Genomic DNA, 17,089 nt, shown 5'->3' with positions numbered 1-17,089 from the left:
TTTTCGGGTTACGAGCACGAGCAGCAGGTTAAAAGGATTGCCGCGCACTTTAAAACCGATGTAATCAAATACCGCAACGTGGCGTTTGATCCCGAGATCATCAGTTACCTGAAAGCCAAAAAACAATCGGTTACGCAGGATGCAAACGCCAAAACTTCTGCTTTTGAGAAAAGGGACTTATCCGAATATCACAATGATATAGAAGCCTATCATCAGCTAATTCTCGATTTGATAAACCTGCAGGTTTATGCTACGCAGCTGGTGCTGAAAGGCACCCCGGTAAAACGAATATTTGTTGATGGCGGCTTTAGCAAAAACAGCGTATTTATGCACTTGCTTGCTTTGGCTTTTCCAACAATTGAAGTATTTTCGGCATCCATGGCGCAGGCTACAGCTGTAGGCGCGGCATTGGCCATCCACAAAGAGTGGAACCGGAAACCTATACCAAACGATATTATCCAATTGAAATATTATTCGGCCAGTCAAACCATTAGCATATGAACGTTGGTTTGTTTATACCTTGTTATGTAGACCAGTTTTACCCCGGTGCCGCAATTGCCACCCTGCAATTACTGGAAAAACTGGGCGTAACTGTCAGCTACCCCAAAAACCAAACCTGTTGCGGCCAGCCAATGGCCAACTCGGGCTTTGAGCACCTTACAGGTGGCTGTAATGAGTTATTCATTAAAAACTTTGCGGAGTTTGATTATATCGTTGCACCATCAGGTAGTTGTGTGCTGCATATTAAAGAGCATTTGCATAGCCATGAGCATGAAGCCGCTGCGGCAAGCATCAGCAGTAAAATTTACGAATTAAGCTCCTTTTTAACTGACATTTTAAAGGTTGAATCGTTACCCTCTAAGTTCCCGTTTAAAGTTGGGGTACACCAAAGTTGCCACGGGCAGCGCGGCTTGCACCTTTCGCAAATGAGCGAGCTGGTGGCGCCGCCATTTTCTAAACCGGATAGTCTTTTACGCATGGTAAAAGGCATTGAGATAGTCCCCTTAAACCGTATTGATGAATGTTGCGGCTTTGGCGGCACCTTTTGCGTTGCCGAGGAAGCCGTATCTGCTAAAATGGGCAAAGACCGGGTTGAAGATCATTTGATCCACGGCGCGGAGTTTATTACCGGGGTGGATATGTCGTGCCTGATGCACATGGAAGGAATTTTAAACAGGCGTGGCAGCAAAGTAAAAGTGCTGCATTTAGCCGAAATATTAAACGCCGACTGATATGCATACGGAAACAAAAGACCACGCAGAATTAGCAGCCACGTTTAATAAAGACGAAGCCCGTGTAGACTGGCACGATGAAACCCTTTGGTGGATTCGCCAGAAGCGTGATAAAGCCGTTAACCACCTGCCCGAATGGGAATTGTTAAGAGAAACAGCTTCGCAAATAAAAGACAATGTATTATCAAACCTGGCCGGGTACCTGGTGCAGTTTGAAGAAAACGCACAAAACAACGGCATTATAGTACATTGGGCGGCAGATGCGGCTGAGCATAATAACATTGTACTGGGCCTGCTGCATAGCAAGGGCATCACCAAAATGGTGAAAAGCAAATCGATGCTTACTGAGGAGTGCCATTTAAATGAACACTTGGAGAATAACGGCATCGAGGTGATAGACTCTGACCTGGGTGAACGCATTGTCCAGCTGGCCAAAGAACCGCCGAGCCACATCGTTTTACCCTGCATCCACAAGAAAAAAGAAGAAATAGGCGATCTTTTCCACCTGCATTTAGGTACGCCCGCAGGTAACGCCGACCCGCAATTTTTAACCGAAACCGCCAGGCAACACCTGCGCGAAACCTTTTTAACCCGCAGGGCGGCTTTAACCGGCGTAAACTTCGCGGTTGCCGAAACCGGCGAATTTGTGGTTTGCACCAACGAAGGCAATGCCGATATGGGTGCGCACCTCGCCGATATCCACATTGCCAGTATGGGGATAGAGAAGATCATCCCAAAACGCAAAAACCTGGGCGTATTTTTAAGACTGCTTACCCGCAGTGCTACAGGGCAGCCCATTACAACTTATTCCAGTCATTTTACTAAACCGCGCGCGGGTACCGAGATCCATATTATCATTGTTGATAATGGCCGCAGCAAACAGCTTGGTCGCGAGGATTTCCGCAACTCGCTCAAATGCATCCGTTGCGGGGCTTGTATGAACACCTGCCCGGTTTATCGCCGCAGCGGCGGGCACAGTTATCACAATGCCATCTCTGGGCCTATAGGGGCTATACTGGCGCCCAACCTGGATATGGAAAAATATGCCGACCTGCCCTTTGCATCAACGCTGTGCGGGTCGTGCTCAAACGTTTGCCCGGTAAAGATCGATATCCACCAGCAGCTTTATAAATGGCGGCAGGTTATTGTACAAAACGGGTACGCTCCTGCAGGTAAAAAAGCAGCCATGAAACTCATGAGCCTAACCTTATCATCACCTACAGCCTACCATATGGGCGGCAAGGCGGGTAGGTTTGTGATGAAATATGCGCCATTCGCCGTAAACAATAAACTGAACCCGTGGTACAAACAGCGCGATATGCCCGAACCACCGAAAGAATCGTTTGGGGAATGGTACGCAAAAAACAGGAAGGCATGAACACCGCGAGAGAACAAATACTGAACGCCGTACGCGCTAACCAGACTGCTTTAAAAGCATTGCCGGAGTTAATTATTCCCGCAGAAAATATCGGACTGCAAGCTAAATTTACCGAAACGCTTACCACCATTGGCGGCAAGGTGATCAAAGCGAATGGTTACGGTGATATTATCGCTTACATAAAAAGCATCACCCATGCCGGTGATCGTGTGATGAGCTCGGTAGTTGAGCTATCGGAGGTTATATCAACAAACAACGCATCACCCCTGCCCCATTCTTTACAGGACGTGGAGTTGGCGATAATAAAAGCCCATTTTGGCGTGGCCGAGAACGGCGCGGTTTGGATAACCGAGGAACTGCTAAGCCAGCGGGTATTACCATTCATTTGCCAGCACCTTATCGTTATATTAAATGCAGATGACCTGGTGGCCAACATGCATCAGGCCTATGAAAAAATTGGTAATGAACATTACGGGTACGGCACATTTATAGCCGGGCCATCAAAAACTGCAGATATTGAACAATCACTTGTTTTGGGGGCACACGGCTCCCGCAGCATGACTATATTTTTAATCAATTCATCCTTAGATTAATTTTACAATGATCAAAAACCTACTTACATTATCACTATGCCTTGTTTTGGGATCAAGCTGTTTTGCACAGTTAAGCGCCGAACGGTTGCTTACCGAAAACGAGAACAACCCCATCAGCATTGATATTAAAACCCCTCGTTTTAGCTGGCAAATTGCAGCCGGTACCGCAAAAAACGTATTGCAATCGGCGTACCAGGTCAGGGTATATACGGCAGCTGATAATAAGCTGATCTGGAATAGTAACAAGGTATCGGGCAGTCAATCGATATACGTAACCTATAAAGGCCCGGCGTTAACATCACGCTCGGCTTATGTTTGGCAGGTAATGGTTTGGGATAATAAGGGGCATGCATCACCATGGAGCAAAAAAGCTACGTGGCGCATGGGTTTATTATCGCCAACCGACTGGAAAGCAAGCTGGATAGGCCCCGGTTATGCCGGCGATACGGTGAACAAACCCAGCCCTATGTTCCGCAAAGGCATCACGCTTAACAAAACTGTGAAAAGCGCGTTTGCTTATATAACCGCCCATGGCTTATACGAAGCGCAAATAAACGGCGCAAAAATTGGTGACGAATACCTAACCCCGGGGTGGACAAGCTACCACAAACGCCTGCAATACCAGGCTTATGATGTTACCAAAATGCTGGTTAAAGGCCAAAACGCCATTGGCGCGAAGGTAGGCAGCGGCTGGTACCGCAGCACGCTGGTATCAAGCCCCAACCATTATGGTAAAGATGTAGGTTTGTTGTTCCAGTTAGAGATTACCTATACTGATGGTACGCGAGAAACCATTGTATCCGACGGGAGCTGGAAATCGGCAACGGGTGAGCTGAGGTATGCCGAGATCTATAACGGCGCTACCATAGATGCCCGCCTGGTACAAAAAGACTGGGCCAAACCCGGTTTTAATGACAGCCAGTGGACTGCCGTAAAAGTGCAGGATTATGGTAAAGAAAACTTAATAGCAACCTATAACGAGCCTGTAAAAAAACACGAAACGTTTAAAGCCCTAAAAGTAATTACAACACCAAAAGGCGAAAAAGTGATAGACTTTGGGCAAAACCTGGTGGGTTGGGTGCAGGTAAAAGCCAATGGCAAAGCAGGCGATTCGATAAAATTGTCGCACACCGAAGTACTGGATAAGGCCGGTAATTTTTACATCGAAAACCTGCGCGGCGCAAAAGCACAAAACGTATACATCCTAAAAGGTGGGGGCGACGAATACTTTGAGCCGCAGTTTACCTGGCAGGGTTTCAGATACATCAAAGTTGAAGGTATTACAGGCGATTTAAACCTGGCTAATTTTACAGCCGTGGCCGTTTATTCGGACATGGAACCTACGGGCACATTCACCACATCAAACCCGATGCTGAACCAGTTGCAGCACAACATCCAATGGGGACAAAAAGGCAACTTTTTAGATGTACCTACAGATTGTCCGCAACGCGATGAGCGCTTAGGCTGGACGGGAGACGCGCAGGTATTCTCGCGCACGGCATCGTTTAACATGAACGTGCACAACTTTTTCAGCAAGTGGCTGAAAGATGTAGCCGCCGACCAGAACAGCGACGGCAGTGTGCCCCATATTATCCCGGATGTATTTAAGCAAAACGATGGGCAAAATGGCGGCGCTACCGGCTGGAGCGATGTAGCCACCGTAGTGCCATGGAATATGTATTTAGCCTACGGCGATAAGGAATTGCTGCAAAACCAATACCCAAGTATGAAAGCCTGGGTTGATTATATGCAGAAAAAGGCCAAAAACAACCTTTGGAACACCGGCTGGCACTTTGGCGACTGGCTGTTTTACAGCGTAGAGAACGACCTGGACGGCATGTCGGCAATAACCAGCAAGTATTTGATAGCGCAATGCTTTTACGCTTATTCAACCCAATTATTGATAAACGCTGCCACCGCTTTAGGTAATAAAACCGATGCTGACCATTACACACTTTTACTGCAGCAAATAAAGGCGGCGTATGTAAACGAGTATGTAACGGCAAACGGGCTCATCTCGTCTGACACGCAAACCGCTTATGCGCTTGCTTTAACATTTGATATGCTGCCGGAACAACTGCGCGAGCAAGCTGCAGGAAGATTGGCAAATAACATTACCCGTTACGGCAACCACTTAACTACCGGTTTTTTGGGCACGCCCTATTTATGCCACGCTTTAAGCAGATTTGGTTATGCCGATGTAGCTTATAAACTGCTGCTGCAGGAATCTTATCCATCATGGTTATACCCTATAAAAATGGGCGCTACCACTATTTGGGAACGATGGGACGGCATTAAACCTGATGGCAGCTTTGAAACGCCAACCATGAACTCCTATAACCATTATGCTTACGGTGCCATAGGCGACTGGATGTACCGCGTAACATCGGGTATTGATACCGACCCTGACAGCCCCGGTTATAAAAAAATAATTATTAAGCCTACCGTTGGTGGTAAGTTAACTTACGCCAATGCCAGTTACCAAACACCTTACGGCAAACTAACATCTAACTGGAAAATAGACGGCGATACCTTTTACCTTGATGTTGAAGTACCGGCCAACACCACGGCTACCGTTTTTGTGCCCGATTACAATGAAAAAGAAGGTTATAAAACAGAGCAGATCGGTTCGGGTAGTTATCATTTCACCAGTAAATCGTTTATAAACCCGGTTACGCATACTAAACCATGAAAAAGCACCTGATTGTATTATTAGCCGCATTTCTGCTTTGTTCGTTTACCCAAAAAGAAGTGACCTGGGTAGCCATTGGCGATTCGATCACCTACCTGAACGATCATGCCGACGAAACCGGCAACCGGGTTACCAAAGGTTATTTAACCGGGGTTACCGAACGGCTACCCAATATAAAATATATTAACCAGGGCCATAACGGGTGGACATCAGGCGGTATTGCCGAAAACATAGAAAAACTGGGCCTTGTTAAGGCCGATGTATACTCCATTTTTTTAGGCACAAACGATTGGTGGGGAGGCAGGCCTGTTGGCACGATAGAAGATTATAAAAATGCAGCGGGTAATACAACGGTATACGGCTCATTTCGCATTATCGTCGACAAGATCCGCCAGTTGAACGCGCAGGCCAAAATAGTTTTAATCACCCCTATGCAGCGCAACGATTTTGTTTACATAGCCGATGCCAATAACAACGCTTACGGCTCATACAAAAAGAAAAACGGGCAATCGCTGGAGGAATTTGCGAATGCAGTAATAGCAATAGGGAAATACGAGAACGTGCCGGTTGTAGACCTGTACCATGATCCTTCACTGAAAATTGAGAACCTGGTAAATTTCAAAAGGTTAAAAGACCCTAAAACGGGGGAATATAAAAACTATACTTATCCGCAATCAACAGAGGTACCATTCAACCCAAAAACTGATGAGTATCCCTACCCTCCTGAAGCAATAAAACTTACTTATGATGGCCTGCATCCGTCTGATAAGGGGAATGAGATAATCGCCAAAGACGTTGTGAGGGCATTTAAAAAATTGGGATTATCTCTAAAATAGGTTTTGAATATTAACGCCAAGGCAAGCGTCGCGCTTGCCTTTTAACTATAATCAGCGTCTACGCTGATTATAGTCTAAGTTTTCGGGAGCGTAGACGCTCAATCTTTGCTTCATTTAAGCGTAGACGCTTAAATGGGCGGGTGATATCACGAGGCGTTCCTATCGGAACGCTTGATAATCTTGCGAATGAATATTCTACCAACCAAATGTGCTAACGGCACATCCGCAATGATAAACTTACATCATACAACACTTACCATTTCGCCTCGCCTGCAAAGTTTAACGTTAAGGCATTAACCTTAGGGCTTACTCTAAAAACATTGCCTTTATCGTTATCAGAGAATTTGCCGTTTGGCGTGGTGATACTATAATTTAATCCCTGAAACTGGCAGCTTACCGCATTAGTGCCGATGGTTTTAAAGGGCAGTTTGGCTTTATCGGAAACATTCAGGTCTAAAAACCAGTTATTGGCGGCTTTGCCTGTTACTTTAACGGTTAGTTGCTTTTCGTCTAAGTCCATAGTCAATGTGCCTTTCCCTGCTTTTAGCGGCCATACAATATGGAGCTTGCCGGTTGCGGGGTTAGTTATCTTTGGATTACCGCCTGTTAGCAGCACTTCTTTGCCATCTTCAATGGTTTTAAAGCGCAGGCCGGCAATATCTTTTGGGGTGCTCCACAAATAACCGTCAACAAACGGCAGGGTGTAAAACGAGCATACGTTGGTTTCTACTTTTTTGGTAAGATACTCGGATGGTAACTTTTCGTTAAACAGGTGGATATCCCTGAAACGTAACGTACCATCTTCCCAAAGTAAGTTAGTGCGGTAAAACCTGCTGTTAAACCAAACGGTTTTGCGGTTGCTGTTCCCAATATCATTGTTAACTGTCATAGACGTTGCCGGGGTGGTTTTATAACGCTTGCGGAACCATGTGCCCGATTCAACCAGGGTTTCTACCTTGATCTTTTTCTCGTCGCGCAGTTTGGCTATCAGGGGCATCTGTATCTCAAACCCTTTCGACATGGCATCCCAGGTAAAGGAGTTTTCCTGTCCGGCCTGCGTATAAGCAAACTCCATCGACTCGCCTTCAACCAATTCTTTAAAGAACCAGTTAACCCATTCGGCGCTGCCGCCCGCTTTCGGGTAAACGGGTTCGAGTGTTATTACGCCTTGCCACGTAGTGCCAAAGCCGGTATCGTACTGCCTTACCGGGTCGCTGCCCAGCATCCTGAATATAGGCACCGGGATTTGGTTTTTCTCGTTCTGGGCAGGCATATATGAATTTACCTTGCTTGGGTAATAAGCCTGGTTCCAGTAGCCGCCCCAAAGGGTATAACCATCGGTACCGTACTGGTCTTTACAATTGCTTGATGCTACGATATGATACTTTTGATACATGTAGTTAAGCGTATGCTCATCAATAAACCACGAGCCTACCGTTTTTGGGTAATACCCATAAATCTTTTTAAAATCCTGCATGTAAACGTCGGTCAGTTTTTCCCTTTCTTCAGGCGTGTAACCTGTAGAGAAGCCAATGTTGGCATGCCAGTCCCACGGGTAGCGACCGCGCCATTTTAGCCCGGCTTTTTCTACCATCGGTTGCGGAATTTCCCACCAGGCGCCAATCTCGTAACTATCCGCAGGCAGGCTCTTCAGCAGTTTTTGGTACCGGGGATCCATCAGGGCATCATACTGCAACAAAAATGTGCCACGCAGTTTGTACTTGTTCATGATCTCTACCTGTTTTACCACGGTTTGGTACAGCACGTCCTCGGTTACGGCAGGGTCCCTTGGCTCCAGCAGCCTTATAAAATTCACGATGTTAACGATCTTAGGCTTGTACTTCGGTTTAACAGGTTTCTTATCGTCTAACCCGTTTATTGTAAACGAACTCAGTATTAAAATGAAAGCTATTGCTGTTATAAATGCTGCTGAATATTTATGATGCTTCATATCGTTGTTAATCTCCCCTATCAAAAGAGGTGAATTTTATAATTTATAGTTGTTTTTTAAAATTTGGGCAATTGATGCCGTAAATTAAAATAAAAACAGGCAGGTAAGTGTACCCATCTGTTTGGGAACAACAGGTTTACTCCAAAGCTTTGAAAAATATCAAAAAGTACAAAAAACACAACCTTGTTAAACATACTTTTGCTTACGGCCCCATTCAGCAAAAACAATACTTAATTTACAGCCGCTATGCTCAAAAAGATCTTCCTGCCCCTGTTATGTTTATTTTTATTTATCCTGCATCCCGGGGCTGCGTATAATAAGCATGTAACAACAAGGATATCGCCCGCTGCAAAAACGGTTACTATCACCGCAAGCGGCAACCAGTTATCTATGGTTATTGATTATTCGGCGGGGTATGTAATTAAGCAATTGCAAATAAAAGGGAAGAACGTTTTATCGCCCGCCGGCATCTATACGGGTATCGCTACAAAAACCGGCATATTCTCGTCTGGTAAAGGGAGCGGCAATATCAAATTATCCCAAAATAAGGGCATTATCAAACTATCGGGCTTAACTTATGGCGATGGGAACTTAACTGTCAACGAAACGTGGGAGTTTAAAGTTAACGGCGATAAAATAAGCTGGACCATCACGCGGGATTATAACCGTGATGCAGAACTGGAAGATATGGCCTTCCCCAAATACAACTTTAGCAACCTGGCTGTATGGAAGGGCGGCATCCTGGATAATGGCGGCGTGGTTTGGTGCAAATACCTCAAACAGGTTGATGACACCTACGGTGTACATACCGGGGGCGTAACCTACTGGAACGCCGAATGGGGCAATGGGTTACGTATCAGCACCAAAACAGACAACGGGGATGCTGTTGCTTCAAAATTCTCGCACAGCAGTAATAACGAATTTACCAGCACACAATTGGTTACCAATAGTGTACTGCAACAACGGCATGATCTTAGCCGCTTCGTATCGCAAAAGGCAGATATCTTCGCCCCTTTTAAGGTAAAAAAAGGCACAGTAAAAGTACAGGTAGACCTGCAATATGTTGACTATTTTAAGGAGTATTCCAGAGGTACCCTACCGGGGGTAGACGCGGCGGCCGTTCGCGAATTGATGAACACCACCGGCCGCTATGGTGTGGTTGATAACAATATCATCGGCGGCAATGGCTGGCTCACCAACTGGAAATGCCTGCACGAGCCTTTCTTTGCGCAGATAGGCATGGCGCTGGGCGATAAAAATTACACCAAAAATATGTCGGCCACGCTTAACCAGGAACGCGACGAGGCTATGCTTGCAGATGGCCGTGTATTATCGCGCTGGCACAATGAAGCGGGCGACGAAATACCGGGCACCTATAACCCAAAAACAGGCTACTATGAAGCCATGTGGGGTTATACGGTTGATTCGCAAACCGGCTATGTGATCAACGCCAGCGAACAGTTCGACCTGAATGGCGATGTTAACTGGCTGCACTCGCACCAGGCAAGCTGCGAAAAAGCGCTCGACTGGCTTATTAAACGCGATGCAAACCACAACGGTATTTTTGAGATGATGAATAACAACATCGCCGAAAAAAAAGCAAGCGACTGGCTGGATATTGTTTGGGCAAGTTATGAAAACGCTTTTGTTAACGCCCAGATGTATGAAGCCCTAAACCTTTGGGCAAATTGCGAAAGGGTACTGGGCAACAAAGAAAAGGCGGCATATTATACAGCAATTGCCGCGCGCCTTAAAACAGCCTTTAACAAACCTGTGTACGAGGGTGGCTTTTGGTCGCCAACCAAAAAACAATATGTTTACTGGCGCGATAATGATGGCTCGGTACATGGCGATAACCTGGTAACCCCGGTAAACTTCGCGGCAATTGCCTTTGGCCTGTGTGATGACCCGCAACGTAGAGCGCTTATCCTCGACCAGATAGAAACCCGTACCGCCAAAGAAAATCTTTTTCACTGGCCTTTATGTTTCGATTCGTTTAAAAAGGACGAAGTGTCTGCCGGAAACTGGCCCTTCCCGAAATACGAGAATGGCGATATCTTCCCTACCTGGGGTTACCTTGGCGTAAGGGCCTATGCGGGTTACAATAAAGGCATCGCGCTAAAGTATATCCACAAGCTATTAAACCAGTATAAAAAGGACGGGCTTTCTTCTCAGCGTTATAGCAGGGTTTCCCAATTGGGTTTAGGCGATGATATACTGGCGGGTATCTCTACGGGCATTACAGCCCTATACCGTGATATTTACGGCCTGAGGCCTAAATGGAACCGAATGGGTATAGAACCAAAACTATCTGCTGAGCTTAACGGCACGAAATTTTCTTACACGCTAAGGGATACGGCATACCACATCAAACTAAGCATTGATAAGTATATGGTTAGCACCAGCGGCTTTACCGTAACCGGCAAACAGGCTTTTGGCGTTAGCAAAAACGGCAAAACATTAAGCTTTTATCCGGGCAATCAGGATAGTATGCAACTATCGGCCAAAGCCGCCACAAGCCACAGTATTAACCTGCATGTGGATGCCTGGTCGGTCGGCTCCTATTCATGGTCGGTAAGCTCTGCAGACGATTACCAGTTTACCATTAAAGGCTTGCAGCCAGGCGCGGCATACCGGGTTTGGATAAATAACACCCCGCAAAACATAAAAGCGAATGCTAATGGTGATATCATGCTAAAAAAACGCTGCACGGCCGTCACTACCTTTAAGTTGAGGAAAGTAGATTAATTATTAACAGGGGCACTTCCCCTCTGGGCGGAGTAATTATTTAAAACCGCCGCCCAATTATCATTTTAACAATGGCTTTATCGGTACTTGAAGTAAAACCGTAACCAACACCCGCATTAAACTCCCAATTGGCGCTAAAGTTAAGATCGGTGGCGGCAAACAATTGGTGCTCCTGCTGCTGGTAAGCATAATAATGCAAAAAAGGGCCTGTACTGCCGTAATACTCCAGCCCAAGCGCAACTATATTGCTAACGCTATAGCTGCCTTTTAAATTTGGCGAAAAAATAAGCCCCTGGTTTACATCCGGCCCGGCAAAGCTTTTCTCGACAGTTGGGTTAAAAGAGGCATACCACTTACCCCATTGTTTATCTACAATGGGCCTTATCTCCAGCGAACAGGTGTTGGCATCGAAAGCGGATTTTTGGTACCCAAACTCGGTAGATATACTAACGCCAAGCGGCCAGTGCCAGCTATCGGGTGCAGCTACACGCGGCCGTATATGCGAGCCTACATAAGCCGTGCGGCCATCATTGCCTATTGAATTGAAAAAGTAGAAACCGGTCTCGAACCACGGCGTCCACCCGTGGGTTATCTCAATGGTTTCATGTACAACATGGTTGGTAGGCAGTTCGGTACCCATTACCAGTTTATTACCACTAAGGGTATAATTGCTATGAAGTTCAACCATGGTACGGCCTTTTGCCATGGTTTCAGAACCATATACCTGTATCTCGTAATTGGCCTGGGCTTTTAGTTTAAGCGTAAATAAGCAGGCGCCAAGCAACAGCAAGTAACTCTTCTTCATAAGGAATAGCAATATCTTTAATTATTTTAAGGGATGGTGATGCTAAACTAAAACCACATTCTGAGGACAATCTGAAGTTTTTTTACCGGCATCAGCTAATTGTAAACCGAGTTTTAAAGGAAACAAAACTGACTATAATGGGTTGCTCATGAATGAAAATACAAAAGTGGCAGATCGGTCTCGCAGGTATAGGCGCTGCGGCATTAATCATTGGCCTTTCATCTTGTGCATCTATCCCAAAAGGCGCTAAAGCGGTTCATCCTTTTAACAAGGATCGTTATCTCGGACAATGGTACGAGATATGCCGGATGGACTTTAAGTTCGAAAAGAACCTTAACAATGTTACCGCCAATTATACCCTTAAAGATAATGGGACCATTCGTGTGGATAACCGTGGTTATAACTATATTACAAAGGAATGGAAACAAAGCATCGGCAAGGCTAAATTCGTTGAAAGTGCTGACCGCGGCAGGTTAAAAGTATCTTTCTTTGGGCCGTTTTATTCCGGGTATAATGTTATCGCCATTGATCCGGATTATAAGTATGCCATGGTTGCAGGCAATAATTTAGGCTATTTATGGCTTTTATCCCGCGAAAAAACCATCCCGCATGCGGTGGTAACAGACTATTTAAAGCAGGCCCAAAGTTTAGGCTATGATGTGAGTAAACTTGTTTGGACAAAACATGATTAATAAAGCTGTTTCCGGATTTAAAAAATAGCAGAACTAAAATGCGACCTAAAAAAGTATTGATTTCCGGAGCGAGTATAGCAGGCCCAACACTGGCTTTTTGGCTTAATAAATATGGCTTTGAAGTAACTGTTGTTGAGCGGGCATCTGCATTGCGCTTGGGCGGCCAAAATATTGATGTGAGAGACGCAGCACGCAAAATTGCAGAGAAAATGGGCATCGCAGATGCCATATTACAGGCCAATACCGGCGAATTAGGCATTCAGTTCATCAATGATAAAGGGCGTGTAAGTGCTTCTTTCCCTGCCAGCGGTGCAGACAGCTTTACCGGCGAGATGGAGATCATCAGAGGGGATCTGGTGAATATTTTATATGAACGTACAAAAGAAGATGTGGCTTACCTTTTTGGTAAATACATTACAGAGATAGCCGAAACTGAGCAGGGCGTAAATGTTACTTACAGCGACGGGCAACAGGGGACGTTTGATCTGGTGGTGGCCGCCGATGGCGTACGTTCTAAAACACGGGAGCTGATGTTCGGTAATGAAGCTGAGCTGAAGTTTATCGGCCTATACAATGTTTATCTTACCATACCTAAAACACCAACCGATACCAACTGGGCAAGATGGTATAATGCGCCCGGCTCCAGGGTTTTACTGTTGAGGCCCGATAATGAGGGCAGTACGCGGGCATCCTTTAGCTTCTTATCGCGGGATAAGAGTTACCATAAATTATCAAAAGCTGAACGCAGATCGTTTTTAATTGAAAAGCTTTCGGGCGCAGGCTGGGAAGCCCCCAGATTAAGCAAGGCTATAGAGCAGAGTGATGATTTTTACTTTGACGCTGTGAGCCAGGTCATCGCACCAAGATGGTCAAAAGGCAGGTTAGCCATGATAGGCGATGCTGCCTATTGCCCTACGCCCATCAGTGGCATGGGCACATCACTTGCTATTTTAGGCGCATACATACTAGCCGGAGAACTATCGCAAAATGAAGATCATGCAAAAGCATTCCGGGCATTTGAAAAGAAACTGAGGCCCTATGTAAAAGCGGTGCAAAACCTGCCGTCCGGTGCGCCATGGATCGTGCACCCCAAATCTAAATGGGGGGTTAACGTATTAAATACAGTAGCCGGTATTTTTGCGAGCAACTTTGTTCAGGGTTTGATCAAAGCATTTAAAGGAAAGAAGGTGAAGAAAGATGATTTTCCGTTACCTGTATATGATCAGAACGGAAAGTAGTCAGGTTCCGGTGTTTACGCGTGGCTATAATAGCATCTTTGTATATGGGAATTCAACCCTCCGCGTCTCTTACCACTTTTTTTTAAAGTCAAATCTGGTCTTTCCGTAAATGTAACGCCCTGTTTAAATTAGCAAGAAAGTCGCCGGGGGCTTTTTGTTTGCCCAAAAAATTCAATAAAAAACCGCCTCATGAATATCATGAGGCGGTCTGCTTTTCAATATGAATAACATCAAGGCTAAAACAGTTCGCCCTTTATGGTTTTAACCGGATTCCCTCTCTCCAGAGCGTTATGCTCCTGCCACTGGCTCTGCTGTTGTGCTATCAGTTGTTCTGTTTGCCAAACCATTATTTTGGCTTCCAGCCGGGCCAGGCAAAGTTTCTTATTCTCCAACTGAGATCGGGTATCCATCGCCATAACCTGCAAGCCAGATGGCAAATGCGTCCCCCGAACTGCTGTTTCCACCTTGTTTACGTTTTGGCCGCCCGGGCCTGATGAGCGGCAGGTTTCCAGCTTTACATCTTTGGGGTTCCATTGCATCAGTTCTTTCACGTCAAAAGCAGCTACGCCCACAAACCAGTTTTTACGTTTGTGATATCTACGATATGGGCTTTGCGCTATCCATTGTATAGTGCCCGCCCACTCTTTTACAAAAGCATCCAGCTTATCACTGGTTGCCATCATCGTAGCGGATAGTAACGTGCCGTTTAACTCGCCGGCTTTATTCTCCAGCACTTCAATTTTAATACTTTGCTGCCTGGCCTGCTTCATTATCAGGCTTTGCACGCAGGCTACAACCCGGCAGCATTCTGCCGGGCCCTTGCCCGAGGTGATCTGTATCATCATCTTTTTCATACAACTACTCCTTATTCATCCTTACAATACGTGGATAAAACTTGCCCTGGATATCGACCAACTCACCTTGCGCGGCAATTACCTTTTCTATATCCTTATAAGCTAAGGGGTTCTCTTCAACTGTGCCGCCAATTAAGGTTACGCCGGCATTGGTCAGCATTTTTTTCATGGCCGATACTGTCATGCTGTCCTTAGCCTTTTGCCTGCTCATGGCCCGACCGGCACCGTGTGATGCAGAGTATAAAGCATCAGTGGTTCCTTTACCCGATACCAGGTAAGCCGGTGTGGTCATGCTGCCGGGGATGATACCCAGTTCGCCTTTATGCGCCGGTGTTGCCCCCTTACGGTGGACGATCACTTCACGACCATCAGTCAACCGATCCTTCCAGGCAAAGTTGTGATGGTTCTCTACCACGTATAGTGCCTTTAAGCCTAAAGCCTTTAGCAGATTGGCATGGATGCGTTCATGACAGGCTTTGGCATAATCGCCTGCCAGGGTCATGGTTAACCAGTATTCCTGGCCCGCCTCGCTATTCATATCCAGCCAGGCCAGTTGCTGTGCGTGGCGCGGAAGTTTGCAGGTATTCATGGCTATCTGCGTGTAATGCCTTGCTATGGCCGATCCTAATCCACGGCTACCGGAATGTGTTAACAAGGCTGTATACTTTTTAGCCGGTAAGCCTAATGTGTTATCAGCCAACAATTCAATCTCGCCAAACTCCACAAAATGGTTACCGTTGCCCGATGTGCCTAATTGCCTCACGGCTTTACTACGCAGCGGTTTCAAAAACGGGATCTCATTAAATACCGGGCTATCCAACACTTTATGCTCCTGTCTCACATCCAAGCCGCCCTCCATACCAAAATGGGTATGATTTTTTAAGGCTTGCTTTATCTGATATTCAAACCGTTTCAGGAAGCCATCACTCTCATCAATAATTGACAACGCCATGCGGCAGCCAATATCCATGCCTACCGCATAAGGAATAACCGCATTATCAGTTGCCAGCACACCGCCAATAGGCAAACCAAAGCCCATGTGAGCATCGGGCATTAGTGCGCCCTGTACGCTTATTGGTAACAGGTTGGCCAGCTCCATTTGCCTTTTGGCCGATGCCTCGATCCCCTTGCTGCCATAGGTTTTACAGTATACCTGTTCATCACGCAGTTCAAACGTTTTAAACGATGGCCCTTCTACTTTACCTATTACCTTTTCGGCTATTTTACTTGTTAATTCATTATCCAGAAATGCTTCCGGATCATTCTTAATATCCACCAGCAGATCAAGCAATTGCTGCTTACTGTGGTGCTTGAAGTTTTTAGAGGCCACGCCAATAACCAGGCTTCGCAGCTGATCGTTATGGTAACCTATTTTACTTAAATCTTTTGTTCTTAAATTGCCCATGTGGGTTATGTTTCTAATTCCAGGTACGCTTCTTTATGGGCATACCTGGGTATGTTTTTAAATTTGTTAATGTATTTGGCTTGCTCGTTAAACTCGTCTTTCCAACGATAACTCCGGCCACGGGTTAACAGGTTGATGCGCGGCGACAAGTGGTTGTTATCAATATGATCATCGATGTACGATAGCTCCCTTTCAATATCCGCGTCCATCAATTTGGTATGCGTTACCATGTGTGGTGCTACTTTGAGCACAAAGCGCCATGGTTCGGCAAACACGTATTTTACATCGGTACGGTAAGTTTTAACATCAAACGTTTCAACGCGGGTAAAGCAAACCTTTTCCTCTTCGGTTAAGTTTATCCTGTTTATATCCCAGCTATGCTGCGATAACTCCCGCAGCATCTGCGCTTTTACCTGGTATACGTAACGCTGTTTGCGTCGCTTTTTCCGTTTGAAGGATTTGTCCTGATGATATTCAACTGTATTGATTTTAGGTAACAACGCCTCATAAAAGTCCTTCCTTGGGCTATGCTTTACATTGTCACGCAATACGAAAAAACGTTTCCAGCCCCGTTGATAAGGATGCTCCAGCGGCACCATTGGTAAATTTTGCTTTTGTTGCCACAATTGTTCCCGTGTTTTGCTCAGCTTAATTAAGCGCTTATC

14 protein-coding genes are annotated in these 17,089 nt (G+C 45.8%); 9 read left to right on the top strand and 5 right to left on the bottom strand.

All coding sequences use genetic code 11. The features are described 5' to 3' along the window. The 6 genes from WC615_RS16725 to WC615_RS16700 form a co-directional block, all read left to right on the top strand. On the top strand, nucleotides 1-501 hold a 501-nt coding region (locus WC615_RS16725), incomplete at its 5' end, for an FGGY-family carbohydrate kinase (protein WP_372979221.1). Continuing rightward, nucleotides 498-1,232 (top strand): (Fe-S)-binding protein, encoded by a 735-nt coding sequence (locus WC615_RS16720; RefSeq protein ID WP_372979220.1) that lies wholly within the window; start codon nucleotides 498-500, stop codon nucleotides 1,230-1,232. The genes WC615_RS16725 and WC615_RS16720, both read left to right, overlap by 4 nt. A gap of 1 nt (nucleotide 1,233) precedes the next feature. Next, on the top strand, nucleotides 1,234-2,610 hold the full coding sequence (locus WC615_RS16715; RefSeq protein ID WP_372979219.1) for a lactate utilization protein B: 1,377 nt from the start codon (nucleotides 1,234-1,236) through the stop codon (nucleotides 2,608-2,610). Further along, nucleotides 2,583-3,203 carry a lactate utilization protein C gene (locus WC615_RS16710; RefSeq protein ID WP_372979218.1) on the top strand — a complete coding sequence of 207 codons (621 nt, stop codon included), beginning with the start codon at nucleotides 2,583-2,585 and terminating at the stop codon, nucleotides 3,201-3,203. The genes WC615_RS16715 and WC615_RS16710 overlap by 28 nt, the downstream gene beginning before the upstream one ends. Before the next feature lie 7 nt (nucleotides 3,204-3,210). Beyond that, complete coding sequence (locus WC615_RS16705; protein ID WP_372979217.1) at nucleotides 3,211-5,895, top strand: family 78 glycoside hydrolase catalytic domain; 2,685 nt, start codon at nucleotides 3,211-3,213, stop codon at nucleotides 5,893-5,895. Further along, entirely contained in the window at nucleotides 5,892-6,731 is an 840-nt protein-coding gene (locus tag WC615_RS16700) for an SGNH/GDSL hydrolase family protein (RefSeq protein WP_372979216.1), read from the top strand. The genes WC615_RS16705 and WC615_RS16700 overlap by 4 nt, the downstream gene beginning before the upstream one ends. Nucleotides 6,732-6,984: 253 nt before the next feature. Here WC615_RS16700 and WC615_RS16695 read toward each other — a convergent pair whose 3' ends face one another. Continuing rightward, nucleotides 6,985-8,682 carry a hypothetical protein gene (locus WC615_RS16695; RefSeq protein WP_372979215.1) on the bottom strand — a complete coding sequence of 566 codons (1,698 nt, stop codon included), beginning with the start codon at nucleotides 8,680-8,682 and terminating at the stop codon, nucleotides 6,985-6,987. Between the two features lie 246 nt (nucleotides 8,683-8,928). Here WC615_RS16695 and WC615_RS16690 point away from each other — a divergent pair, with 246 nt between their 5' ends. Next, on the top strand, nucleotides 8,929-11,430 hold the full coding sequence (locus WC615_RS16690) for a hypothetical protein (protein ID WP_372979214.1): 2,502 nt from the start codon (nucleotides 8,929-8,931) through the stop codon (nucleotides 11,428-11,430). A gap of 40 nt (nucleotides 11,431-11,470) precedes the next feature. On the opposite strand, the gene WC615_RS16685 is transcribed toward WC615_RS16690, so the two are convergent. Further along, the gene (locus tag WC615_RS16685; protein ID WP_372979213.1) at nucleotides 11,471-12,235 is read right to left on the bottom strand and encodes a hypothetical protein; all 765 of its coding nucleotides are present in this window, start codon (nucleotides 12,233-12,235) and stop codon (nucleotides 11,471-11,473) included. A gap of 152 nt (nucleotides 12,236-12,387) precedes the next feature. Here WC615_RS16685 and WC615_RS16680 point away from each other — a divergent pair, with 152 nt between their 5' ends. Next, nucleotides 12,388-12,927: a lipocalin family protein gene (locus tag WC615_RS16680; RefSeq protein WP_372979212.1), complete on the top strand. Its 540-nt coding sequence runs from the start codon at nucleotides 12,388-12,390 to the stop codon at nucleotides 12,925-12,927. Nucleotides 12,928-12,965: 38 nt separating this feature from the next. Continuing rightward, the gene (locus tag WC615_RS16675) at nucleotides 12,966-14,165 is read left to right on the top strand and encodes an FAD-dependent monooxygenase (protein ID WP_372979211.1); all 1,200 of its coding nucleotides are present in this window, start codon (nucleotides 12,966-12,968) and stop codon (nucleotides 14,163-14,165) included. 236 nt (nucleotides 14,166-14,401) lie between these two features. Here the strand turns inward: WC615_RS16675 and prfH are convergent, their stop codons facing one another. From prfH to WC615_RS16660, 3 genes are all read right to left on the bottom strand, one after another. Next, a complete protein-coding gene (gene prfH / locus WC615_RS16670; RefSeq protein ID WP_372979210.1) occupies nucleotides 14,402-15,019 on the bottom strand; it encodes a peptide chain release factor H in 618 nt (205 codons plus the stop codon). A 4-nt stretch (nucleotides 15,020-15,023) separates the two neighbouring features. After that, complete coding sequence (locus WC615_RS16665) at nucleotides 15,024-16,424, bottom strand: RtcB family protein (protein ID WP_372979209.1); 1,401 nt, start codon at nucleotides 16,422-16,424, stop codon at nucleotides 15,024-15,026. A gap of 5 nt (nucleotides 16,425-16,429) precedes the next feature. Then, nucleotides 16,430-17,089: hypothetical protein (locus WC615_RS16660; RefSeq protein WP_372979208.1), on the bottom strand; the 660-nt coding region annotated here is incomplete at its 5' end.

Origin of the sequence: Mucilaginibacter sp. (genome assembly GCF_041663085.1) — a bacterium.
Taxonomy (GTDB): Bacteria; Bacteroidota; Bacteroidia; order Sphingobacteriales; family Sphingobacteriaceae; genus Mucilaginibacter.
This window is presented reverse-complemented; position numbering and strand designations above follow the sequence as displayed.